This window comes from Mucilaginibacter celer (assembly GCF_003576455.2).
Classification (GTDB): Bacteria; Bacteroidota; Bacteroidia; order Sphingobacteriales; family Sphingobacteriaceae; genus Mucilaginibacter; species Mucilaginibacter celer.
Genome location: NZ_CP032869.1, coordinates 1,417,602 through 1,443,306 on the forward strand (window position 1 = coordinate 1,417,602; position 25,705 = coordinate 1,443,306).

Below are 25,705 nucleotides of genomic sequence, written 5' to 3' on the forward strand. Positions count from 1 at the left end.
GTAATCAGTTGTATTTATAATTGGTATGCCTTTTAAAAGCATTATGTACGTTATCCGTACGCTCATGTTAAAAAACTACATCAAAACTGCCTGGCGAAATTTAAAACGCAATAAAATATTCTCGTTTATTAATGTGTTCGGCCTTTCGGTGGGCCTGGCTTGTTGTATGCTGATCTGTGCTTATGTATACAGCGAATTAAATTACGATCAATATCCGGCACAAGCTAAACAGATGTACCGCGTGGGCTTACGCTCTATCGAAAACAACGGCGTAAGCGAATACCCTATGGTTGATATAGCCGTAGCTCAGGGTATCAAAAATATGTTTCCCGAAGTGGTTGAAACTACCCGCTTAACCGGCCGTGGACCGGTGTTTATCAAATACAACGACCGCCAGTTTAAAGAAGAACATGTACAAATAGTTGATCCCAACTTTTTACAACTGTTTTCAATTCCGCTTATTGAAGGCGATAATAGAACCTGCTTAACAGATCCGGCGGCGATGGTAATTACCAAAGCCATGGCCCTTAAGTATTTTGGCAACCAACCTGCCGTTGGTAAGGCCGTTACCATTGATGGTAAGCCTTATAAGGTTACCGGCGTAATTGATAAGGTACCCGATAATTCACATTTCCACGCCGATGCTTTTTTAAACCTTACACCCATAGCCGAGCGCACACAGCAAACCTGGAGCAATGTTGGTTTCTTCACTTACATCGTACTCAGCAAAAATGCCGATGCCAAAAAGCTGGAGGCCGCCTTCCCCGAAATGGTGCGTAAGTTTGTAGTGCCCGAAATTGCACATGATATGGGTACCGGCATTGCCAAGGCCAGTAAATTCGTTAATACTTTCCTGTTTTATTTACAGCCCCTAAGCGAGATTCATCTGCATTCGGCTACAAAGTATGAGTTGGAGGCTCCGGGCGATATCCATTACATATATATATTTGGCGCGATGGCTATATTTATATTGATATTAGCCGGGATTAACTTTACTAATCTTTCAATTGCAAGTTCGGCCAGGCGCTCAAAAGAAGTAGGCATCCGTAAGGTTCTTGGTTCTGAAAAAGGTAAACTGGTGTCACAATTTCTTACCGAATCGGTTATGCTAACTTTGCTGGCCTTGTTATTGGCTTTGGGGTTGGTATATCTTTTATTGCCGTTGTTTAATAATGTAGCTCAAAAGAATATCGGGATAGAGTTTTTCTTAGACACTACGGCGTTGATTATTGAAATTACCGCCGCCTTTTTGGTTGGAGTTCTGGCGGGAATCTATCCTGCCTTTTTCCTGTCATCGTTCCAGATTATTAGTGTATTGAAAGGTAATAGCGGTGCGAAGGTCGGCGAACGGAATTTTTTACGTAGTGGTTTGATCGTTGTGCAGTTTGCAGTATCAACATTGCTGATTATTGCAACTATTGTTGTGTATCAACAACTGCATTATATGCAAAGCAAAAAATTGGGGTATGATAAAGATCAGGTACTGGTTGTTAATGATGCCTATACCCTGGGCCGAAGTGTTGATGCTTTTAAAGATCAATTGCTGCGCAATCCCCAAATTTTGAATGCTACTATATCAAGTAGTCTGCCCGGAAAATCAGGCGGGATGGATGGTACACAGATTACAGCTAAAGAATTTGATGATAAGGGCGGTCATGCCGATATCCATACCAATATTTACCATGTTGACGAAGGTTATGTAACTACTTTAGGTTTACAATTGGTAAAAGGCCGTAATTTTTACTCATCGTTTCCCGGCGATTCAATGTCGGTAGTGGTGAATGAAGCTTTGGTAAAAGGGCTGGGCTGGGGTGATGCCAACCCGGTGGGGAAAACCATCGTTAGGTCGGCCCGTACGCATTATAATGTTGTAGGCGTGGTTAAGGATTTTCACTATGCATCAGCCAAACAAAAAATCGCCCCGCTGATGTTGTTATACGGTCATAGCACAGGCACTGTTATTTTAAAGATTAAAACGGCGGATATCAAATCGCTGATAGCCGGAATTAAAACCGAATGGGATAGCTTCAGACCGGATGCGCCCTTCAGTTATTCATTTTTAGATGAGCAGTACGCCTCGCTTTACGCCTCCGAATTGCGAACAGGTAAAATAATTACTGTGTTTTCTTGTGTGGCCTTAATTATTGCCAGCTTAGGCTTGTTTGGCCTAACTGCATTTATGATCAGGCTGAGGGTAAAAGAAATCGGGATCCGCAAAGTGCTTGGCGCGTCAACAGGCAGCATCACGGTAATGCTCTCGAAAGAGTTTTTAAAGCTGATTGTGATAGCCTCAGTATTCTCATTCCCGTTAACCTGGTTTTTAATGAACAAATGGCTGCAGGATTTTGCCTACCGCATCAGCATACAATGGTGGGTGTTTTTATTAGCCGGGGTAATAGCGCTGGTAGTGGCCGCAATCACCATCAGCTTCCAATCGGTTAAAGCCCCGCTGGCCAACCCGGTTAAAAGTTTACGCTCTGAATAGAGCGCGTCATTGGGGCATTTGCTGCGCGTCATTAAGTCATTGTAACGCGGCGAGAAAAAATGACTTGATGACTAATGATCCAATGACAAAGAAAAAAATGACTTAATGACCAAATGACTCAATGATATAAGCTATGATAAAGAATTACCTACGGAGTGCTTTTCGCAATATTGCCCGGCACAAATTTATCTCGTTCATCAACATATTTGGTTTAACCATTGGGTTAACCTGTTGCCTGCTTATTTTAACTTACATAGTTAAAGAGCTGAGTTATGATAAGTTTAACCATAACGCGCCCAATATTTACCGTGTAAGCCGCAGTTTTAATACCGGCGATGGTGTGGTTAACCTGCACTTGGGTGCTGTGGCGCCGCCATTTGGTCCGCTGCTTAAAAATGAGTTTCCGGATATTAAAATGGTTACCCGCTTGTTTCCTAACGGGGATGTGGTTTTACGTTACAAGGAGAAACTGCTTACCGAAAAGGGATCGTATTTTGCCGACGAAAACTTTTTAAAGTTTTTCGATCTCAAAACAGTGGCCGGCGATCCTAAAATCGCCCTCAGCGAGCCTTATACCGTTATGATGACCGAAGATATGGCCCGCAAATACTTCGGCAACGAAGACCCGATAAACAAAGAGATCAGGCTGGATAATACCGCCAATTTTAAGGTTACCGGTATTTTCAAACCTTTCCCGGCAAATTCGCAAATGCACCCGCAAATGCTGCTTTCATTCAATACCCTTAATGATGATAAGGTTTACGGCCGCAATGCTTTGCAAACCAACTGGGGAAACAACTCGTTTTTTACTTACCTGCTGATGCCCGATAATTACAATATGGACCGGATTGTGGCTCAGTTTCCGGCTTTTATTGATAAATACATGCGTTTCCCGGGGCAACCGGCCAACTTTAAGCAATCAAAATTTACACAACTGCATATCCAGAAATTCCTGGATATCCATTTGCATTCGCATTTGGATGATGAGGTAGAACAGAATGGGGACATTACAAGGGTATATATATTTTCGGCCATCGCTTTGTTTATTTTACTGATAGCCTGTATCAATTACATGAACCTGTCTACCGCCCGGTCAACCTTAAGAGCCAAAGAGATTGGCATTCGCAAGGTGATAGGTGCGCAGCAAAAAGAGATCATCACCCAGTTTTTAAGCGAATCGGTGTTGGTTACTTATTTTTCGTTGGTGTTGGCATTGCTGCTTACCTGGGCTTTGTTGCCGTTAATCAATCAACTTTCAGACCTGGGCTTATCTGTTAGCAGTTTGTTCAGCCCGTTAATCTTAATAGCGGTACTAACGTTGCCTTTAGTTATCGGATTATTGAGCGGCGTTTATCCGGCTATCTTTATGGCTTCCTTTAAGCCGATCAAAGTTTTAAAAGGCATTCTTAAAGTTGGCTCGGGTAACTTATCGTTCCGCCAGGTATTGGTGGTGGTTCAGTTTTCTATTTCTATAATCCTGATTGTTGCCACAACCATCGTTTTTCAGCAGTTAAGGTATATCCAGAATAAATCGCTTGGTTTTAATAAAGACCATTTGGTTACCATAAAGGGAATTCCGGCTAACCAGTTTGAAGCCTTCAGGGCCGATGTGCTGCGTAACCCGGCTATCAAAGAAATTGGCCGCTCGTCGCGCATTCCATCAGGCAGATTACTGGATGATCAGGGGGCTTCTGTTTTTGATGGTGATAAACCGCTGCCCGTTAAGGCTGACATCAAATGCCTGAATACTGATTATGGCTTCATCCCAACATACGGCATCAAAATGGTGGCGGGCCGAAATTTCAGTCGCGATTTTGCTACCGACAGCAATAATTTTGTAATTAACGAAGCTGCTGTACAGGTGTTAGGCTGGAAAACCCCCGAAAATGCTATCGGCAGGGATATGGGCTATGGTAATACAAAAGGCAAGGTAATAGGTGTGGTAAGTGATTTTCATTTCGAATCGCTGCATCAAAACATCATTCCCTTGCTGATGGAGATGCCGTCGTTTGCAAATAACAATTACGGCCGGGTATCGGTTAAAATTAACGGCAGCAATATCAATTCGGCAATAGCAACCCTCGAACAAACCTGGAAAAAATATCAACCCGAATCTCCTTTTGAATACAGTTTTTTGGATGAGCGCTTTCAAAAACTATACAATGCCGAGCAGCAGCAGGGCAACCTGTTCACCATATTCTCCTGCCTGGCGATATTCATCGCCTGCTTAGGCTTGTTTGGGCTTTCGGCTTTTACCATATCACAAAGGGTAAAAGAAATTGGTGTGCGCAAAGTATTGGGGGCCAGTATCCCGCAAATAGTTACCGAGCTATCAAAAGATTTCCTGAAGCTGGTAATTGTGGCGGCTGTGATAGCCCTGCCCATTGCCTGGTACGCTATGAACAAATGGCTGCTTGATTTTGCCTTCAGGGTAAGCATCCAATGGTGGGTGTTTGTAATGGCTGGTGTGATAGCGCTTATTATAGCTTTTGCAACCATCAGCTATCAATCAATAAAAGCTGCGCTGGCAAACCCGGTTAAAAGCCTGCGATCTGAATAGATCGGGTCATTAGGTCATTTACTTCGCGTCATTAAGTCATTTTTTGATTGGCGCAGAGCAAAAAGTGACTTAATGATTGAATGACGCGAAGCAAATGACTCAATGACTTAATGACCAAATAAGATGTTTAAAAACTATTTTAAAATTGCTCTGCGCAATTTTTGGCGGCACAAATTTTTTACGTTCATCAACGTAATCGGTTTATCTATCGGCATCAGTTCGGCGTTGGTGATATACCTTATTGTGCATTACGATTTTACGTTTAACCAAAATTTTGATGATAGCGACCGGATTTACCGCGTAGTATCCAATTATACTTTCTCGGGCGAGGAAGCGCATAACCGCGGCGTATCAGGCCCCGTACCAGAGGCTGTGCGGAATAATGTAAGCGGTGTTGAATTAACCGCGCCGTTTTTTACCCTGAGCCAGCCTAATGTACTTGTTCCGGGAAAAGGGGGCGTGCCCGTTAAATTCAAATTACAGGATAATGTGATCCTTGCCGATGGACGTTATTTTAAAATGTTTAAATATAACTGGCTTGCAGGTGCGGAAAAAACCGCCCTGAACGCGCCGAATCAAACGGTGTTAACGGCAGATCAGGCAAAAAAATACTTCCCTAAACTTTCATACAACGAGATGATAGGCCGGGTAATCACTTATGATACCCTTAGCGCGGCCGTTACCGGTATTGTAGAACCATTAAAAGGAAATAACGACTTTACTTTTCACGATTTTGTTTCGTACTCATCAGCAAAAGATAACAAAGCCCTTGCCGAAGAACTGTCACTTACCAATTGGGGAGGTACCACCTCGTCGTCTATCCTGTTTGTGAAGCTATCTCCCAATGCAACCAAATCCGGTTTTGAAAAGCAGCTGAATGAATTGTTGAAGAAGAATAACCCGCCGAAACCGGAAAACAAGGGTAATACCCGTAATTTTACTTTGCAGCCCTTAAGCGATATTCACTTTAATAATATTTACGGCACGTTTGATTCGGGCAATCCTGCAAATAAAACTACGCTTTACGGCTTATTAGCTATCGCGGCATTCTTGTTACTGTTGGGCTGCATCAACTTTGTTAATTTAACTACGGCGCAGGCTACGCAAAGGGCCAAAGAAATCGGCGTGCGTAAAACCATGGGAAGCAGCCGCGCACAACTGGTTACCCAGTTTTTAAGCGAAACTTTTTTAATAACCCTGTTTGCCGTGATAATCTCGGTGGCTTTGGCGCCGGTTATTTTAAAGTTATTTAAAGATTTTATTGCTGCGGGAATCGAATTCGACCTGTTTCATCATCCAAGCCTTTTCGTATTCCTGCTGATCCTTACCATTGTGGTGAGCCTGCTATCCGGTTTTTATCCGGCTGCTTTGTTATCCGGTTACAAACCTGTGCTGGTGCTTAAAAACCAGGCTGCATCAAACAGTAGTAAAACACGCAACTCATGGTTGCGTAAATCATTAACCGTTACGCAGTTTGTTATAGCCCAGTTTTTTATAATGGCTACCGTACTGGTGAGCAAGCAAATCCATTATGCACTTACCAAAGATTTAGGTTTTAAAAAAGATGCTATCGTCATTGTCAATTCACCCTGGAAAAACCGTACGTTGAGTAAAAACCAGGTGTTTATGAACAGGCTAAAAGCTATCCCCCAGGTTGAGCTGATAAGCGCAGGGAAAGCTGCACCATCATCAACAAGTACCAACTCTACCGAGGCTACTTATATTGATGGAAAAAAGGAAACCAAGATTGAGCTGTACGAAAAATACGGCGATCCTAATTATATCCATGTGTACAAAATAAAGCTTCTGGCCGGGCGTAATTTGCAATATGGCGATAGCACAAGGGCGTTTTTAATTAACAACACCTATGCAAAACTGATAGGTTTTAAAAATCCGGCTGATGCGGTGGGCAAATACATCGATAAGTTTAACGGCGATAAACGGATGCAGATCATCGGCGTAGTGGCCGATTTTTATTCCGAATCGTTGCATGCAGCTATAAAACCTACCTGTATCCACATCAGCAATGCTTTTTACAATAACGGCACTTTCCACATAGCGCTTAAACCGCAAACCGCGGGTGGTAACGAGTGGAAAACCGCCATTGCCCAGATGGAAAAAGCCTGGAAAGAAATTTATCCTGAAGATGATTTTGAATACAATTTTTTTGATGAAAGTATAGCCAAACTTTACGATTCGGAACAGCATACTTCAACCTTGTTAACCTGGTCAACCGGTTTATCTATATTTATTAGTTGCCTTGGTTTATTGGGTTTGGCGATATACAATACCAACCAGCGCACCAAAGAGATAGGCGTGCGCAAAGTGCTTGGCGCTACTGTAGGGCAGATAGTAACCCTGCTGTCCCGCGAACTGGTAATGCTCATTGCCCTTGCCTTTATACTGGTAACCCCGGTAGCCTGGTATGCCATGAACAAATGGATGCAAACTTTTGCCGACAGAACATCAATAAGCTGGTGGATTTTCGTGGTAAGCGGCGGCGGAATGTTACTAACGGCGCTAATCACCTCAAGCTTCCAAACAATCAAAGCCGCACTGGCTAATCCGACAAAAAGCCTGAGAAGCGAGTAGGCAGTTTGCAGTGGCAGTAAGCAGTTTGCAGTGGCGGCAGGAAGTTTACTTGCTAATGAACTAATGAACCATTGAACTAATGAACCAACATGTTAAAAAATTATTTTAAAGTAGCGTTTCGTAATTTAATTAAACACCGTACAACAGCGTTTATCAATATTGCCGGGCTTACCGTTGGCATTACCGCGGCGGTATTTATAATGCTTTGGGTGCAAAACGAGTACAGTTTTGATAATTACCATAAGGATGTAGATAATATATACCGCATAAAAACAAAACTTACCTTAACCAAAACTGAAGTTTGGGATTGGGAGTCATCACCTTATTTGCTGGGACCTGCTGCCAAACAAGAGATTCCGGGTATAAAGAATTATACATTTTTATGGCCTGGTTATATGATAACGGTACACCACGATAATCAACTGATAACCGAGAAAAAGTATGCCTTTATAGATGCCAATTGGTTTAAGGTTTTTCATTATGATTTCGTGGCTGGCAGTGCCGAAAGCTTTTCTAAAAACCCGTTTAGTTTGATCTTAACTCAATCAACAGCAAAAAAGTATTTTGGTGATGGCGAAGCGGTAGGTAAAACATTAAGGGTTGACAGCATGAATTACCAGGTGCAGGCAGTAGTTAAAGATAATCCGGCAAACTCAAGTTTTCAGTACGATATGCTGATCCCGGTTGAAGCCAAATTGAGTAATCCTCATGAAAAACAGCAGTCGGCCGAATGGGGCAATTATAGCGGTCTTACGTTTTTGAAGCTACAACCCGGTATAAATGTTAAAGATGTTGGCAAAAAACTAACCGATATCATCAGGAAAAATAACAAGGGGAGTGAAAACACCACCATGAGTGTGATTGGCCTTAGAGAGATGCATTTTGAAACAGGTTTGTTAAGCACATCATTTGAGAAAGGTAATTTAAAACTGGTTAATATATTCCTCATTCTTGCCTTTTTACTTGTAGCCACTGCGTGTATCAATTATGTTAATTTAACTACGGCACGATCAAGTGTACGTGCAAAAGAGGTAAGTGTGCGCAAAATTGTGGGTGCAGGCAGAGGGCAGCTTTTCGGCCAGTTCATGTCCGAATCGTTGGTAGTAAGTTTTCTGGCATTGTCATTTGCCATTTTATTTATTCAATTATGTTTGCCTTGGTTTAATGAGGTTACTGAAAAGCATTTTGTGCAGCCCCTGGCATCTGTTACAACCTGGTTGCTATTATTAGGTACGCTGGTGGTTTGCTTTGTGTTTAATGGCTTATACCCGGCTATTCTTTTATCATCATTTAAGCCGCTAACCGCTTTTAAAGGCAGGGCTGTTTTAAATTTTAAAGATGGAGCCATCCGCAAAACGCTGGTTGTTTTACAATTTGCTATTTCAGTAATGCTCATTATCAGCACAATGATTATTTACCGCCAGCTTAACTTTGTGCAAAAGGCTGATCTGGGGTATAACCGCGAGCACGTTTTTGTAATGAGCATACCATGGCAGGTGCTTGGTTTTGACGATAAAGTGCGGGAGCCCAAATTAAGGAGCATCATGAATGAACTGAAGCAACAAAGCGCCATAGGCGAGGTGTCCCGCTCGGCAAACGATGCTTTTTTTAACAACAGTAATAAAGTGTCGGGATCTATGGATTGGGAGGGGAGGCCAGACGATTATAAACCTTCGGTTGCAACAATATCGGCCGACGAAAATTTTCAGCATATCCTGGGCCTGAAAATGCAGGACGGGCACTGGTTCAGTAAAACAGGCAGCGATCAGCATAATGTAATTCTGAACGAAACGGCAGTAAAACAGTTGGGTATTCATCAACCTGTAATTGGCCAGCGGTTTAAATTTAACGGCGACTCAGGTGTAGTTGCAGGGGTGGTTAAAGATTTTAATTTCAGGAGTCTTCACGAAAAAATTGGCCCCATGGTTATTAATAATCATACTGACTGGGCACGCAGTTTTTATATTAAAACAACGCCCGGCAACACCGCAGCAGCTATAAAAATAGCCCAAAATGTATGGAACAAATTTGTACCCGAACAACCTTTTGAATACAGCTTTATCGATGATGGTTATAACAAACTTTACCATGCGGAACAACGCTCATCTACGCTGATAGCATCTTTTGCTACAATTGCTATTGTAATTTCGGCAATGGGATTGCTTGGGCTGGTAGCCTTTGCCGCCGAGCAACGTGTAAAAGAGATAGGCATCCGCAAAGTGCTGGGCGCAAGTGTGCAAAGCATTATCAGGCTGCTTTCTGCCGATTTTTTGAAAACTGTATTGATAGCCAACCTCATTGCCTTCCCGGTTGCCTGGTACATGATGAATAAGTGGCTGCAGGATTTTGCCTATCGCATCAATATTTCGTGGTGGATCTTCGCCGTGGCTGCTATCGTGGCTTTGTTGGTAGCGCTGTTAACGGTAAGTATCCAATCCATCAAAGCGGCGCTGGCCAACCCGGCGAGGAGTTTGAGGAGTGGTGATTAGAGGTCGTGTTCAAGTGATTAGAGTTTAGAGACCGGTGGTTAGGAAAAAGCCCTTGCATTGTTTAAGTTGCAAGGGCTTTTTTAATTGTTTTAAAGCAAAGCCGATAAAAAGGCATTCCCCTCTAACCTCTAACCTCTAACCTCTAACCTCTAACCTCTAACCTCTAACCTCCTGTCTCTAACCACTAAAACCACTGTATCAATACCGTACACATGGTGTTACACTTACGAACACCTGGATATTTTAATTTGATTTAAATATTTGATAATCAGATGATTGTTATTTTGGTATAGGTTTTACATTACTATCGAAAATCACAATTCGATATGCTGAAAAACTACTTCAAAATAGCCTGGCGCAATATTATCCGTCATAAAGGTTATTCTGCTATAAACATTGCCGGCTTAACTGTTGGCATAGCCGCCTGTTTGCTCATTTTTGTTATCATCCAGTTCGAACTGAGTTTTAATACCTATAACCCCAATTTTAAAAATATATACCGTATTACTACGCAGGGCAAATCTGAAGCGGAAACCACTACAAACCCTGGTGTAGCTGTTCCGGCTACGGAGGCTTTACGTTTAGATTTTCCGCAGGCTAAGGTTGCTGCTTTAAATAGCAGCTATGGCAGCCTTATAACCGTACCCGAAGCGGCCGGCAGCAACACCGGCGATAAAAAATTTACCGAGGGTATTGGCGTGTTATTCCTCCAGCCGCAGTTTTTTGATATTTTCAGTTACAAATGGCTGGCAGGCAGCGCATCGGCATTGGCCAATCCTGATATGGTGGTGATTGACAAAACCACCGCCACCAAGTACTTTGGCGATTGGAACAACGCCATGGGTAAAACCCTGCGAATGGACAATGTTTTAACCCTGAAAGTAGCCGGTGTGGTTGAAGATGCTCCATCTAACAGTGATTTTCCGTTCAAGGTGATGGTATCTTTTGTTACCTGGAAACAACATGCCAAAGCCTACGATTATAATGAAGACTGGCATTCTACCAGCAGCAGTCACGAAATCTTTATGCTGTTCCCTCCGGGCATGAGCAAAGCAAATATCGATGCACAATTCAAAACCTTCTCTGCCAAACACTTCAAAAAAGATAACAACTCAGAAAGAAGCCTTGTGCCGCAGCCGCTGGGCGATATGCACTTTGATAAGGTGATAGGTAACCCGCTGGGCGATCATAGCACCAGTATGGCCACCCTGCGCACACTGTCGTTCATCGGGTTGCTCATTATTATTATGGCATCTATCAATTTTATCAACCTTTCTACGGCTCAATCCGTTGGTCGCTCAAAAGAGGTTGGTATCCGTAAAGTACTGGGCAGTACCCGTCCGCAGCTTATTTTGCAGGTAATTGGCGAAACTACTATCATCGTCATTATTTCGACATTATTTGCCATTGGCGCTGCTAAATTCGCTATCCCACAGTTAAAAAATGTTGCCAATGTTCCGGAAAATATCGCTTTGTTAAGTACCGGCAGCGTGTTGTTTTTGTTGGTAAGTACGGTGACGATTATTTTGTTATCGGGCGTTTATCCGGCCCTGGTAGTATCGGGTTTCAAACCGGTGCTGGCATTAAAAAATAAGATCACAGCGGCATCAATAGGGGGCATCCCATTGCGCCGGGCATTGGTAATTGCCCAATTTGCTATTTCGCAACTACTCATCATCGGCACCATAGTAGCCGTAAACCAGATGGATTTTGTAAACAATGCCGATCTCGGCTTCAACAAAAGTGCACTACTCATTATCCCCGGTTATACTGATAGCGTAAGCCTGGGCAAAATGGAATCGTTTAAATACCAGTTGCTTCAAAACAAAAGTGTTAAGGCCGTTAGTTTTTCTTCGGATGTACCATCGTCGGATAATAACTGGGGCACCAATTTTTACTTCAATAACTCGAACAAGGATATCGGCTTCAGTACCTTTATGAAGTTTGGCGATGCTGATTACTTTAAAACCTACGGCTTAAAATTCGCCGCCGGTAAAGGTTACGATGTTAGTGATACCGTTAAACAATATGTGGTTAACGAAACCTTTATTCACAAATTAGGCATCCAAAACCCGGAGCAGGCCATTGGTAAAATGGTAAGATTAGGTGGCGGTCATTGGAAACCCATAGTAGGCGTTTTGAAAGATTTTAAAACCAATTCGCTCCGTGATGCCATTAAGCCCATCGTTATCGCACCCGCTAAAGGTTACCAAGGGCAGTTAGGCATCAAAATAGAAACTGCCAACCTTAGCAAAACCGTAGCAGAACTACAAAAACTGTGGGAAAACACTTATCCCGAGTACGCCTACAACGGTTACTTTCTGGATGAGAGAATAGCCCAGTTTTACGAGCAGGAAAATAAAATGGCATTGGTATACAAAGTGTTTGCCGGCATAGCCATCTTCATTTCATGTCTTGGCTTATACGGGCTGGTATCATTTATGGCTGTGCAACGCACTAAAGAAGTAGGCATCCGCAAGGTGTTAGGCGCATCGGTAAGCAGTATCGTATTCCTGTTCTCGAAAGAGTTTATGGTGCTTATCGGCATCTCGTTTATCATTGCCATGCCTGCTGCCTGGTACATTATGAACGGCTGGCTGCAAAATTTTGTTTACCGCATCTCGATGAGTGCCTGGATCTTTTTATTAGCCATAGTATCATCGCTGGTAATAGCCTGGGTAACCGTAGGCTACAAAGCCGTTAAAGCCGCGCTGGCCAACCCGGTTAAAAGCCTGAGAAGTGAGTAGCAGTTTGCAGTAGCAGTAGGCAGTTTGCAGTAGCAATAGGCAGTTTGCAGTAGCAGTAGGCAGTTTGCAAAGAATGAACTAATGAACAACTGAACCAATGAACCTTCAACCATGATAGGAAATTACATAAAAACCACCGTAAGGGGCCTGATGAAAAACCGGGCTTACAGCTTTTTAAATATCGTCGGGCTGGCTATCGGCGTGGCTTGCGCTTCGATGATATTTTTGTGGGTGCAGGATGAGCTTACCTTCAATCACAACTTTGTGAAGCGGGATAACCTGTACACGGTGTTTGAAAATCAAACCTATGATGGTAAAACCTCAACCTTTAGGGCCACGCCCGGGCCTATGGCCGAGGCTTTGCGTGCCGAAATTCCGGGTATTAAAAATGCGGCGCGCACCGCGGGTTCGGATAAGGCTGTGTTTGCTTTGGGTGATAAGGTGATTAACGAAGATGGTTCATACGCCGATCCGCAAATTTTTTCAATGCTGAAACTGCCTTTTGTGCAGGGCGATGAAAATAATGCTTTTCGCGAGTTGCATTCGGTAGTGATCAGTACTACCATGGCTAAAAAGTTTTTTGGTGATGCCAACCCCATCGGCAAAACTTTAAAAATGAATAATGAGCGGGAGTTTACTGTAACAGGTGTATTTGCCGATCTGCCTAAAAACTCAACTTTTCAAACCCAATGGTTAGCCCCATTAAAAAATATCGACCACATGCAGCCGTGGATGCAGAACTGGGGGGCCAACTGGGCGCGTACTTATGTAGAGTTGGAACCATCGGCAGATATTAACGCGGTAAATAAAAAACTGGAGCATTACATCGGCTCTAAAAAAGAAGGCAACAATACCGTGTCCTTCCTTTTTGCCATGAACGATTGGAACCTGCGCGATAAATTTACGGATGGCAAAATGGATGGCGGCCGGATTGAGTATGTGCGCCTGTTTTCGGCGATCGCATTTATCATCCTTATCATTGCCTGCATCAATTTCATGAACCTGTCTACCGCCCGGTCTGAGAAACGGGCCAAAGAAGTTGGCGTGCGTAAGGTGATGGGTGCCGGCAAAGGCAAGCTGGTAGCACAGTTTATAGGCGAGGCTGTGATTATGGCATTTATAGCTGTAATTGTAGCTGTACTTTTGGTGTACGCCGCCTTGCCAACCTTCAATAATATGGTACAGAAGGAGTTGGATATCGATCTGCTGCAACCTTTGCACTTATTTTATTTACTGTCGATAGGTTTGGTTACCGGTTTGTTGGCCGGGAGTTACCCGGCATTTTACCTGTCGTCGTTTAACCCGATATCGGTATTGAAAAATATCAAATTGCCATCGGCAACCGGCGCCGGCTTTATCAGGCAAAGTTTGGTGGTGATCCAGTTCTCCGTGTCTATCATCCTTATTATCGGTACTGTAATTATCTACCAGCAAATTCAGCATGTAAAAAGCCGTAAAATGGGTTATGACAAGGATAATCTTGTTTATGTTGATACCAAAGGCAAAATAACCGATCATTTCGCTGCTGTAAATGCCGAACTGAAACAAACCGGTGTTGTGGCCGATGCCTCATTAAGCGAATACGATGTATTGCAAATTTGGAGCAATACCGATAACTATACATGGGATGGCAAAGATCCATCCAAAAACCCATTGATCACTATTGAAAATGTGAGCCCGCAGTTTGTATCAACCATGAATATGAAACTGCTTGCCGGTCGTGATTTTTATGCAAACGCCAAACCGGATAGTAACAACGTAATAATTAACGAAGCTTTTGCCAAGCAAATGGGTAAAGCCGGTCATGTAGGCGGCATTATCAGGGATGGCGGCGGTGCCAGGTTCCAGGTAGCCGGCATTATTAAAGATTTCCTGTACAACGATATGTATGTTTCGGGCGCACCGCTCATGCTGTTTAGCCATCCCCAAAACAACAACGTATTAACCATCCGCTTTAAACAGGGCGTTAATTTAACAGATGCGCTGGCTAAAGCTGAAGCCGTTTATAAACGCGCCAACCCGGGCTACCCCTTCGATTATAAGTTTGTAGATGCCGATTTCGATCAGCTGTTTAAAACCGAAAACCTAACCGGCAAACTGGCAGGTGTATTCGCTTCGTTGGCCATTATGATATCATGCCTCGGCCTGTTTGGCCTGGCTGCGTATACCGCCGAACGCCGGATCAAGGAAATCGGGATTCGCAAGGTGCTTGGTGCATCGGTAGCCGGTTTAACAGGATTGCTATCGCGCGATTTTTTAAAGCTGGCGGCAATTTCGTGCCTCATCGCTTTCCCGGTGGCCTGGTATGCAGCCAATAACTGGCTGCAAAATTACCAGTATCGTGTTACGGTACATTGGTGGGTATTTGCAGCCGCGGGGATTGCCGCAATTGTAATAGCATTGGCAACGGTAAGCTTCCAGGCTGTAAAAGCAGCGCTGAGTAACCCGGTTAAAAGCCTTAGAAGTGAATAGTCATTGAGTCATTAGGTCATTAAGTCATTGTTGCAGGGCGCAAAACAAAAATGACTTAATGACCTAATGACGTGTGCAGCAAAATGACTTAATGACTCAATGACGCAAAGCAAATGACCCAATGACGCGCAGCAAAATGACACGAAGTAAATGACCTAATGATATAAAAGATGATAAAGAATTACCTGAAAATCGCCTGGCGCAATATCCTTAACAATAAGGTTTACAGCGCTATTAATATTCTGGGGCTTGCCGCGGGGATGGCGGTGGCGCTGATGATTGGGCTTTGGGTTGTCAACGAGTACTCGTACGACAGATTTTTGCCCAATTATGAGCAACTATACCAGGTTGAACAACATTTTACTACCCAGCACGATGGTGAACATACCCAGGCGGCTGTTTCACTGCCGCTGGCCGAGGTGCTCCGTAAGGAAATTCCCGGTATTAAACGTGTTGCCGAAACCGATTGGGTAGGCATGCAATGGCACGATTTGCTGGTGGGCGATAAAAAGTTTTACGTTGCAGGCGGCGCCGCAAATCCCGATTTTTTGCAGATTTTTAAATATCCTTTCGTAAAAGGTAATGCCAAAGATGTATTTACCCAGCCAAATTCTATCATCCTGAATGAATCGACCGCTAAGGCACTGTTTGGCGATGCTGATCCTATCAATAAAGTGGTTCGTTATGATAACCATGAAAGCCTTAAGGTAACCGGTGTTATTAAGGATATTCCTAAAAATGCTACCATACAATTCAGCTTTTTAACGCCATTTAGCTTTAAAGAAGCCACCGAAGACTGGATGAAAGGTGCCCGCACCATGTGGATCAATAACTCGTTCAACATGTTTTTGGAGCTGCAACCCGGTGTAACTATGGAGCAGATAGCGCCAAAAATTAAAAACATCGTATATAACCACAGCGAACAAATGCGCCCGGCTAAGCCCGAAGTGATTATTCATCCGCTAAAAAAATGGCACCTGTATAATGATTTTAAAAACGGTAAAGCCGTTGGCGGTTTTATTGATTATGTGCGGATGTTTAGCGTGATAGGCATTTTGGTGCTGTTGATTGCCTGTATCAATTTCATGAACCTGTCTACCGCACGCTCAGAAAAGCGTGCACGCGAAGTTGGGGTACGCAAAGCCATAGGTTCGCAACGGAGCGATTTGATTGCCCAGTTCCTGGCCGAATCGGTATTGATCACTTTTATCGCATTTATTTTATCGGTGGTTTTGGTGCAGTTGGCGGTACCATCGTTTAATGAGATAGTTGGCAGCGCCATCAGCATACCTTACAGCAATGTTTGGTTTTGGGTGTTGATGATAGCCTACGTTTTATTTGCCGGTTTACTGGCAGGCAGCAGGCCGGCATTTTATCTTTCTTCATTTAATCCGGTGCAGGTTTTAAAGGGAACTATCAAAGTGGGTAAAGCAGCCTCACTGCCACGCAAAATTTTGGTAGTGGCGCAGTTTAGCTGTTCGGTAGCGTTAATTATAAGCACCGTTATCGTTTACCAGCAAATTCAACACGCCAAAAACCGCCCTACAGGTTATAGTGCCGAGCGATTGGTAGTTACTGATATGAGCGGCGATCTTGAACGTAATTACAGCGCCTTACGAAACGATTTGATTGCCGGAGGAATGGTTGAAAGCGTAGCTTCGGCATCGAGTCCTGTTACCGATATTTATAGTCATGCCGGCGTGGATAACTGGCCGGGTAAAAATGCCGGCGAAATGGGGATAAACGTAGGTGCCATCTCCGTATCGCCAAGTTACTTTAAAACATTGGGTATTACCCTGAAGGAGGGACGTGATTTTGCCGATACCTGGGCTACCGATAGTGCAAGCGTAATAATTAACGAAGCCGCGGCTAAACGTATGGGTCTGAAAAATCCGCTCAATCAGGAAATAAACTACAGCTTTTTAGGCAAAGTAAAAATAATAGGCGTTGTAAAAGATGCCTTGATGGAATCGCCTTTTACGCCGGTTAGGCCTACCATATTTAACCATGGCAGGGGCGGCAACAATATTATGTACCGCCTTGCGCCCAATGTAAATACACAGGATGCCCTTAAAAAAATAGGAAAGATCTTTGATACGTATAACCCGGCTTATCCTTTCATTTATAAGTTTATTGATGAAGAATACAACCGCAAATTCAGCCTTGAAGCATTGGTTGGTAAACTGGCCGGGGTATTTGCCGGGCTGGCTATTTTTATCTCCTGCCTTGGCCTGTTTGGCCTGGCAGCTTACGTAGCCGAGCAGCGCACCAAAGAGATCGGGATCCGCAAAGTATTGGGTGCCTCAATTGCGCAGGTGTGGCTGCTGTTATCAAAAGAGTTTATTTTACTGGTAATGTTAAGCTGTGTAATAGCAACGCCGGTAGCCTTTTACTTTTTGAAGGGTTGGCTGCAGAAATATGAATATCGTATTACTATTGGTCCGGGAGTGTTTGTGCTTTCGGCCGTAGCAGCGATAGTTATTACGCTGGTTACTATCAGTTTCCAGGCGATAAAGGCGGCGTTGACAAACCCGGTGAAGAGTTTGCGTTCGGAATAAATTGTCATTGAGTCATTTGCTGCGCGCCATTAAGTCATTGTTGCAAGGGGCAAATTAAAAATGACCAGATGACGGAATGGCAAAATAAAATGACTCAATGATCTAATGACATAATGATCGAAGAATATGATAAAAAATTATATAAAAATTGCCTGGCGAAATTTGGTTCGTAACAAGGCTTATGCAAGTATCAGTGTTATTGGTTTAGCCTTGGGGATGGCCTGCGGGATATTGATCTTCACGCTGATTACCTATCACCTTAGCTTTGATACCTTTCACCAAAATAAAGACAGGATCTACCGTTTTTATACCGAGTTTCATGACGAGGATGTAAGCCGGGTAGGGGCCGTACCTCAGCCACTGGCCAAAGGCTATCGTACTGATTTAGCCTATAGTGAAAAAACTGCGCGGGTAATTGATTTTAACCAAACGCTGATCACTATAACCAAAGGGAATGATGTTAAAAAATTTGGCGAAGATAACGGTGTTTCTTTTGCAGAGCCGGATTACTTCAGCATTCTTAATTTTCCATTGCTGAAAGGCGACAGCAAAACTATACTGGCTCATCCCAATGAGGCTGTTATCACCGAGAAAATTGCCCATAAATATTTCGGTAATGATAACCCGATAGGCAAAGTTTTCCGCCTGGATAACAAGGTGAATTTTACGGTTACCGGTGTGCTTAAAAATCTGCCAAATAATACAGACCGCCGTTCTGAGATCTATGTATCCTACAGCAGTATGGACGAGTATGGCGGTAAGGACCGTGAAAATAACTGGGGTGGTGTATACAGCGGCTCCCAGGCTTATACTTTACTAAAAAAGGGTATCACAAGAGAACAAGCCGAAAAAGGCATGCTGCAACTGGTGAAGAAAAACTACACCGGCCGCGATTTGCAGGTATGGCGTTTTAAACTGCAGCCCATCGCCGAGATGCACTTCGACAGGGAATTAGGGGGCTATGCTGATAAAAAATATCTGTGGGCACTGTTTTTCATCGGCCTGTTTCTGATTATCACCGCTTGTGTAAACTTTGTAAACCTGGCCACCGCGCAGGCCCTCAACCGCTCAAAAGAGGTTGGCGTGCGTAAAGTGCTGGGGAGTTTGCCGGTACAACTATTCTGGCAGTTTATTGCCGAAACGGCTATAATCAGCTTCATAGCAGTAGGTGTGGCCCTTGGTTTGGCCGAGTTGGCGCTCAACCCATTAAACAATCTGTTCCATTCGCAAATGGCATTTAACTGGCCGCAGTTAACGCTGTTTATTGTGCTGATAGCTATAGCTGTTGTGTTTTTATCAGGATCGTATCCCGGTTTGGTACTGGCAAGGTTTCAACCTATCCAGGCTTTAAAAAGTAAACTGACCCAAAGGGATGTTGGCGGGTTTTCGTTACGCAGGGTGTTGGTGGTTACTCAGTTCACCATATCGCAGGTGCTGATTATCGGTACCATCATCGTGGTATCGCAGCTGCACTATTCGCAAAACGCCGATCTGGGCTTTAACAAAAAGGCGATAGTGGTGTTACCGCTGCCACAAAACGATAACATGAAGATGAGCACCATGCGTAACCGATTCAATGAGATTAAAGGCGTGGAAAATGTTACCTATTGCTATAATCCGCCTGCATCGCGTTCAAACAGCAACACCGGCATCCAGTTCAATAACCGCCCTGAAGATGAGCATTGGAGCATTAACACTAAACAGGCCGACGAAAATTACCTCTCCACGTTCGGTTTAAAACTGGTTGCGGGCAGAAATTATTTCAAAGGCGATTCGGTAAAAGAATTTCTGGTGAACGAAACTTTTGTTAAAAAGCTAAGCATGAAGCCGCAGGACGTGATCGGTAAAACAATGGCTGTTAACGGCCGGTCATACAAAGGAACGATTGTTGGCGTTGTGAAAGATTTTTATAATTACTCTTTCCATACCGAAATCGCGCCTATCTGTATCATGCCTAACTACCAGGGCTATTACAGCATTGCGGTAAAAATGGATATGCGCAACTCGAAAGAAACACTGGCAGCACTGGACAAGATCTGGAACCAAACCTTTCCTGAGGAGTTGTATTCGTACCAGTTTCTGGATGATAGCATAGCCCGTTTTTATGAGATGGATAACATACTGCTAAACCTGATAGAAGCCTTTGCCGGTATAGCCATCATTATCGGTTGCCTTGGTTTATATGGCCTGGTATCATTTATGGCTGTGCGCAAAACTAAAGAGATTGGCGTGCGCAAGGTGCTGGGTGCCAATATCAGCAGCATTTTGTGGCTGTTTGGCAAGGAATTCAGCATCTTGTTGCTTATTGCTTTTGTAATAGCCGCGCCGCTGGCCTGGTGGGCAATGCACAATTATTTAAAAGATTTTCAATACCGCATCAGTATTGGGCCCGAAATATTTGTGATGTCGATCCTGTCAACGTTCGTTATCGCATGGATTACGGTAGGGTATAGGGCTACTGCGGCAGCGTTGGCTAATCCGGTTAAAAGTTTGCGGTCGGAGTGATTAGAGGTTAGAGATTGGAGGTTAGGCCTTGCAGATCCCCAGCCACCACACTAATGAACAATTGAACTAATGAACCAATCATGATAAAAAATTATTTCAAAACCGCGTGGCGGAACATCTGGAAAAGCAAGGTTTTTTCGGCTATTAACATTTTTGGCCTTGCCGTGGGGATGGCGGCCTGTATTGTTATTGTGCTTTTTGTGAGCTATGAAAAAAGTTTCGATAACCTGCACGCCAAAAACATATACCGTTTAAACGAGGTGCAGAAGTTTGAGGGAATGGGCGCATCGCAAAAAGTGGCTTTATCCATGTTTCCGATGGGGCCCACTTTAAAGGCCGACTTCCCCGAAATAAAAAACTTTACCCGTGTGCGCTGGCAGCAAAAATTTCCACTTAATTACGGTATGAAGCGGGTATACATGCCGCAGGTATTTTTTGTTGATTCGATGTTTTTAAAAATGTTTGATTTTAAGCTCATCCGGGGCGACAGGGAAACTGCCTTACTTAGGCCGCGCAGCGTGTTGCTAACCGAAGATGCTGCCAAACGCATCTTTGGTAATGAAGACCCTATGGGCAAAACCATTACCAATTACGGGCAGGATACCATAAGCTATGCGGTTACCGGCATATTGGACAATACCCCTAAAAATTCGCAATTGCAGTTTGATTGCCTGTTTTCGTTCAGCAGCATTTATAAACCGTGGATGTTTACCAACTGGGGCGGCAACTGGCTCAATACTTACCTTGAACTTGCTCCGGGTACAAACGTAGCGGCTTTAGAAAAGAAGTTTCCGGCTTATCTTGAAAAATACCGGGGCAAGGGCGGCTCAAAAAATTATGAGCTTTTCCTTTTATCTCTGAAAGATGTGCATGCCAACTCGGCCGATATCGGGTTGGATTATATCAATTATCAAAAGTTTGATAAACATATCACCAACCTGTTTACAGTAATAGGCATTATTGTGCTGGTGATAGCCTGTATTAATTTCATAAACCTTTCAACCGCGCGCTCGTCCGAGCGGGCTAAGGAGGTAGGCGTACGTAAATCCATTGGTGCAGGCCGCTTTCAACTGGCTATGCAGTTTTTGGGTGAAACGGTGCTGTTATCGTTGATAGCTTTGATATTTGCCTGTGTGCTTGTAACTTTTGCTATCCCTTTTATCAATAGCTTAAGCCAGCGGGACATCAGTTTGCCGCTGCACGATAACCGGATGCTTATCGGTTTGATATTAATAAGCACCGTGTTGGTTGGTATTGTATCGGGTATTTACCCCGCTTTGTTTCTATCATCCTTCCAGCCAGTTAAAGTTTTGAAGGGAGCGTTTGCTTCCGTAGGGGGAAATAAAGTGCCGTTGCGTAATATTTTGGTAGTTGGGCAGTTTACCAGCGCGGTGATTTTGATGATTGCTACGGTGTTTGTGATCAAACAGCTCAATTTTATGCAGAAAAAAGATCCCGGTTTTAACCGCGATCAGATTGTGAATGTGCCGTTAAGCCTCATCCCACAAAATAAATACGATCTGTTTAAGCAGGAATTACAATCAAATACCCTGGTACAAGGCGTTACCGCCTCGCAGGATATTTTGGGTAGCCATCTTGACCAAACCGGCATTTCTTTTAAACTGGGCGATTCGCCATTACGCCAGCTTACTTCAACCTTGCTGGTGGTTGATAATAACTACCTCGATCTGTATAAGATTAAACTGGCGATGGGCAATAATTTCTCTAAAGATACCTCGGCTGTTTGGAAGCAGTATATTATTAACGAAGCGCTGGCTAAGGAACTGCTGAAAGATCATAAAGGTAAAAATATGGAATCATTGTTGGGCCAACGCTTTGGTTTTGATTCGTTGGGAGTGATTACGGGTATCGCCAAAGATTTTAACTTTAACTCCCTGCATTATAAAATTGAAACCCTGTTTTTGGTAAACGGAAAAGGTTTCAGCCAGATGTCGGTTAAAATTAACGGTGCCAGGGCTAAGGAAGCAGTGGCCTTTATACAGGCTACCTGGATGAAGCAGTTTCCGGGTGTGCCTTTCGAATACCAGTTTTTGGACGATCATTTTAACGAAGTTTACAGCGTTGATAACCAGGTAAGCACCGTAGTAAGTATTTTGGCGGGACTGATTATCATCATATCTTGCCTGGGCTTATTCGGCCTTGCGTCTTACTCCGCCGAAAAACGGGTTAAAGAAATTGGCGTACGCAAAGTGCTTGGCGCTTCGGTACAAAATATCGTGCTGCTGCTTTCGGGGCATTTTGTAAAACTGGTGCTGATAGCTAATGTAATAGCATGGCCTATCGCGTTTTACGGGATGAGCAGGTGGTTGCAGGATTTTGCCTACCGCATTGATATCAGCTGGTGGGTATTCGGCATTGCCGGCCTGGTTTCGCTGCTTATTGCCTTTGCAACGGTAAGTTTCCAGGCCATTAAAGCCGCGGTAGCTAACCCGGTTAAAAGTCTGCGTTCCGAGTGATTAGAGGTTGGAGTTTAGAGATTAGTTGGCCTCAAAGCTAATGAGTACCAATGAACCATTGAACAAATGAACCATTGAACTATGATTAAAAATTATATAAAAACAGCATGGCGTAACCTGGTTATCAATAAGGTTACTTCGTTAATAAGTATTGCAGGTTTGGCGGTTGGTATTGGCTGCTTTATACTATTGGCCACCTATTTGTTAAATGAGTTGCGATACGACAGGTTTCATAAAAATGCTGATCGTATTGTGCGTGTGGCTTACAATTATAAATCGTCGGATGATGCCGAAGCTAAATCGGTATCGGTAACGCCAACGGCCCCGGTGCCTGTATTTAAACAGCAATTGCAGGAGATTGAGGAGGGCGTACGTATTATATGGTATAACAATCCCGTTCAATACAAGGATAAGCTATTTAATGAAAAACGGTTTCTGCTGGCCGACGAGCCATTTTTCAGGATTTTCAGTTTTAAATTTTTGAGCGGAAATGCCGCCACTGCTTTAACTAATCCTGCCTCGGTAGTGATAACGGCCTCCACCGCAAAAAAATATTTTGGCAATGAAGATGCCATGGGTAAAATTTTGAAGGTGAACAACAAGCAAAACCTGATGGTTACCGGCGTGGTAGAGGATGTGCCCGAATATTCGCAGATTAAGTTTGATATGATGGGCTCGGCGGCATTTACCGAGCATGCTAAAACCCGTAAATGGGATTCGGCAAATGATTATTCGTACCTGCTGTTGAGGCCAGGAACAAATGCTACTTCGGTTGAAAAAAAGATGAACGCGTATGTTGCCGATATGTTTAAAGACGATTTTAAACAGGGGCATAAAATGTGGTTCACGCTTGAGCCTTTAACTGATGTTCACCTTAAATCGCAGGCAACCTATCCGCTTACAGCATCCGGCAATATCAAATACATTTACATTTTAGGCGCGGTAGCGGTTATTTTGTTGCTGCTGGCTTGTGTTAACTTCCTTAACCTGGTAACAGCTAAATCTATCGAGCGTGGCCACGAAATAGGGGTAAGGAAGGTGATGGGCGCGGCCCGCGGCCAGTTGTTTACGCAGTTTATTACCGAATCGGCCATGATTACTCTTGTGTCGTTGATCGGTGGTTTGTTTTTGGCCGATATCAGCTTTAAATGGTTCAGCGATTTTTCGGGGCAGCAATTAAGTTTTCAAACCTGGGATATTTCGTGGCTGGTTTTGGCTTCGGTTGGTTTGTTTATCGTAGTGACATTTTTGGCGGGCACTTATCCCTCACTGTACCTGTCGGCATTTAATCCTATCGTTACTTTAAAAGGAAAGCTTACCAATACATCCGGAGGCCGGAACCTGCGCCGCTCGCTGGTGATATTTCAGTTTGTGGTATCGGTGTTTTTCATGATCTGTACGGTTATTGCAGGCAGCCAGTTACAATTTATCCAACACCTTAATATCGGCATCAACCGTTCGCAGGTAATGGTGCTGGACATCGGCGGCAAATCATTAAACGAGGTTAAAACGTTTAATAATGAAGTACAGCAATTACCGGGCGTATTGAACGCCACGGCCTCGTACGATTCGCCGGTGGATGTGCATGGCGGCTACAGCATCAACAAAGCAGACGGCAAAAACAGCGACTACAACCTATCGGTAACCGCCCTCCCGGTTGAACGCAATTTCCTGAAAACCCTCGGCATTAAACTGCTTGAAGGTATCGATTTTACCAATGCCGATGAGCAAAACTCGGTAACAGCCGACCAAAACCAACGCAGCTATGGCTTTATCATTAACGAGAAAGCCGCTAATGCCTTAGGCTGGAAACCAAATGAAGCGATAGGTAAACACATCGGCCTTAATGGTAGGACAGGTGAAGTGAGGGGTGTTGTACAAAACTTCAACTTCGCTTCGGTACACCAGGAAATAACTCCGATAGTGATGTTTACTGAAGATTATTTTGGCAAGATATTGATCAAAACATCCGGCAATCATCTCCCGCAAACCATTACCGCCGTAAAAGCAAAATGGAGCGCCTTTAACCCGGCAACACCTTTTGAATATCACTTCCTCGACCAGGAATTTGACGATATGTACAAATCAGAACAGCGTACAGGCTCGATATTAACAGCCTTTACATTGGTTACCATATTCATCTCCTGCCTCGGTTTATTCGGCCTGGCAGTATTCTCTACCAAACAAAGGGTAAAAGAAGTAGGTGTGCGTAAAGTATTGGGTGCAAGTGTATTTAGCATTGTAAGGTTAGTTTCGGGCGATTTCCTGAAACTGGTGGTTATCTCGGTTATTATCGCATCGCCAATAGCATGGTATGCCATGCATCGTTGGTTACAGGATTTTGCCTACAAAATCAGCATCCAGCTTTGGGTATTTGTTGCCGCAGGGGCTGTGGCTGTGCTGGTGGCATTTATTACCGTTAGCGTGCAATCCTTAAAAGCAGCGCTGGCTAATCCGGTGAAAAGCCTGCGCTCTGGAGATTAGAGGCTGGTGATTAGAGATTAGTTAGCACGACGGAATCTATTGCTCCGAAGATATTAAAGCGTCATTGCGAGGAACGAAGCAATCCCCGATAGGCAGAGCGGCCATGCAAATCCGCCCTGTATAGTTCGCGATTGCTTCGTTCCTCGCAATGACGTTTGTTTTTTACGCAACTGATCTCCAATCTCTAACCTCCAATCACTACCACCTACCTCCAATCACTAAACCACCACTGTATCATAACCGTACGCATTCTGTTACATAAGCGAACAGTAATAATTTGCTAAAATCATTTAATGTGTTGATTTTTAGTTAGATATAACTTTGGTATGTTATTGA

At 43.7% G+C, this 25,705-nt stretch carries 10 protein-coding genes; all 10 read left to right on the forward strand.

The genetic code is table 11. The features are described from left to right. Positions 1–25: 25 nt before the first annotated feature. The 10 genes from HYN43_RS05765 to HYN43_RS05810 all read left to right on the forward strand — a co-directional run bounded on the left by HYN43_RS05765 (position 26) and on the right by HYN43_RS05810 (position 25,369). The gene (locus HYN43_RS05765; protein WP_205589879.1) at positions 26–2,485 is read left to right on the forward strand and encodes an ABC transporter permease; all 2,460 of its coding nucleotides are present in this window, start codon (positions 26–28) and stop codon (positions 2,483–2,485) included. 133 nt (positions 2,486–2,618) lie between these two features. Further along, positions 2,619–5,045: an ABC transporter permease gene (locus HYN43_RS05770; RefSeq protein WP_119408546.1), complete on the forward strand. Its 2,427-nt coding sequence runs from the start codon at positions 2,619–2,621 to the stop codon at positions 5,043–5,045. Between the two features lie 123 nt (positions 5,046–5,168). Continuing rightward, a complete protein-coding gene (locus HYN43_RS05775; protein WP_119408547.1) occupies positions 5,169–7,637 on the forward strand; it encodes an ABC transporter permease in 2,469 nt (822 codons plus the stop codon). 89 nt (positions 7,638–7,726) lie between these two features. Continuing rightward, positions 7,727–10,126 carry an ABC transporter permease gene (locus HYN43_RS05780; RefSeq protein ID WP_119408548.1) on the forward strand — a complete coding sequence of 800 codons (2,400 nt, stop codon included), beginning with the start codon at positions 7,727–7,729 and terminating at the stop codon, positions 10,124–10,126. A gap of 326 nt (positions 10,127–10,452) precedes the next feature. After that, positions 10,453–12,873 (forward strand): ABC transporter permease, encoded by a 2,421-nt coding sequence (locus HYN43_RS05785; RefSeq protein WP_119408549.1) that lies wholly within the window; start codon positions 10,453–10,455, stop codon positions 12,871–12,873. A gap of 111 nt (positions 12,874–12,984) precedes the next feature. Continuing rightward, positions 12,985–15,345: an ABC transporter permease gene (locus HYN43_RS05790; RefSeq protein ID WP_119408550.1), complete on the forward strand. Its 2,361-nt coding sequence runs from the start codon at positions 12,985–12,987 to the stop codon at positions 15,343–15,345. 170 nt (positions 15,346–15,515) lie between these two features. Then, positions 15,516–17,903 carry an ABC transporter permease gene (locus HYN43_RS05795; protein ID WP_119408551.1) on the forward strand — a complete coding sequence of 796 codons (2,388 nt, stop codon included), beginning with the start codon at positions 15,516–15,518 and terminating at the stop codon, positions 17,901–17,903. A 126-nt stretch (positions 17,904–18,029) separates the two neighbouring features. Continuing rightward, positions 18,030–20,408 carry an ABC transporter permease gene (locus tag HYN43_RS05800; RefSeq protein ID WP_119408552.1) on the forward strand — a complete coding sequence of 793 codons (2,379 nt, stop codon included), beginning with the start codon at positions 18,030–18,032 and terminating at the stop codon, positions 20,406–20,408. Positions 20,409–20,488: 80 nt separating this feature from the next. Beyond that, positions 20,489–22,885, forward strand: a complete 2,397-nt coding sequence (locus HYN43_RS05805; RefSeq protein ID WP_119408553.1) for an ABC transporter permease — start codon at positions 20,489–20,491, stop codon at positions 22,883–22,885. An 81-nt stretch (positions 22,886–22,966) separates the two neighbouring features. Then, a complete protein-coding gene (locus HYN43_RS05810) occupies positions 22,967–25,369 on the forward strand; it encodes an ABC transporter permease (protein WP_119408554.1) in 2,403 nt (800 codons plus the stop codon). Positions 25,370–25,705: the final 336 nt, after the last annotated feature.

What these genes read in the sequence shown, in the direction of transcription:
- HYN43_RS05765 (WP_205589879.1), top strand. Translation starts at nt 26, where the DNA reads ATGCCTTTTAAAAGCATTATGTACGTTATCCGTACGCTCATGTTAAAA.
- HYN43_RS05770 (WP_119408546.1), top strand. Translation starts at nt 2,619, where the DNA reads ATGATAAAGAATTACCTACGGAGTGCTTTTCGCAATATTGCCCGGCAC.
- HYN43_RS05775 (WP_119408547.1), top strand. Translation starts at nt 5,169, where the DNA reads ATGTTTAAAAACTATTTTAAAATTGCTCTGCGCAATTTTTGGCGGCAC.
- HYN43_RS05780 (WP_119408548.1), top strand. Translation starts at nt 7,727, where the DNA reads ATGTTAAAAAATTATTTTAAAGTAGCGTTTCGTAATTTAATTAAACAC.
- HYN43_RS05785 (WP_119408549.1), top strand. Translation starts at nt 10,453, where the DNA reads ATGCTGAAAAACTACTTCAAAATAGCCTGGCGCAATATTATCCGTCAT.
- HYN43_RS05790 (WP_119408550.1), top strand. Translation starts at nt 12,985, where the DNA reads ATGATAGGAAATTACATAAAAACCACCGTAAGGGGCCTGATGAAAAAC.
- HYN43_RS05795 (WP_119408551.1), top strand. Translation starts at nt 15,516, where the DNA reads ATGATAAAGAATTACCTGAAAATCGCCTGGCGCAATATCCTTAACAAT.
- HYN43_RS05800 (WP_119408552.1), top strand. Translation starts at nt 18,030, where the DNA reads ATGATAAAAAATTATATAAAAATTGCCTGGCGAAATTTGGTTCGTAAC.
- HYN43_RS05805 (WP_119408553.1), top strand. Translation starts at nt 20,489, where the DNA reads ATGATAAAAAATTATTTCAAAACCGCGTGGCGGAACATCTGGAAAAGC.
- HYN43_RS05810 (WP_119408554.1), top strand. Translation starts at nt 22,967, where the DNA reads ATGATTAAAAATTATATAAAAACAGCATGGCGTAACCTGGTTATCAAT.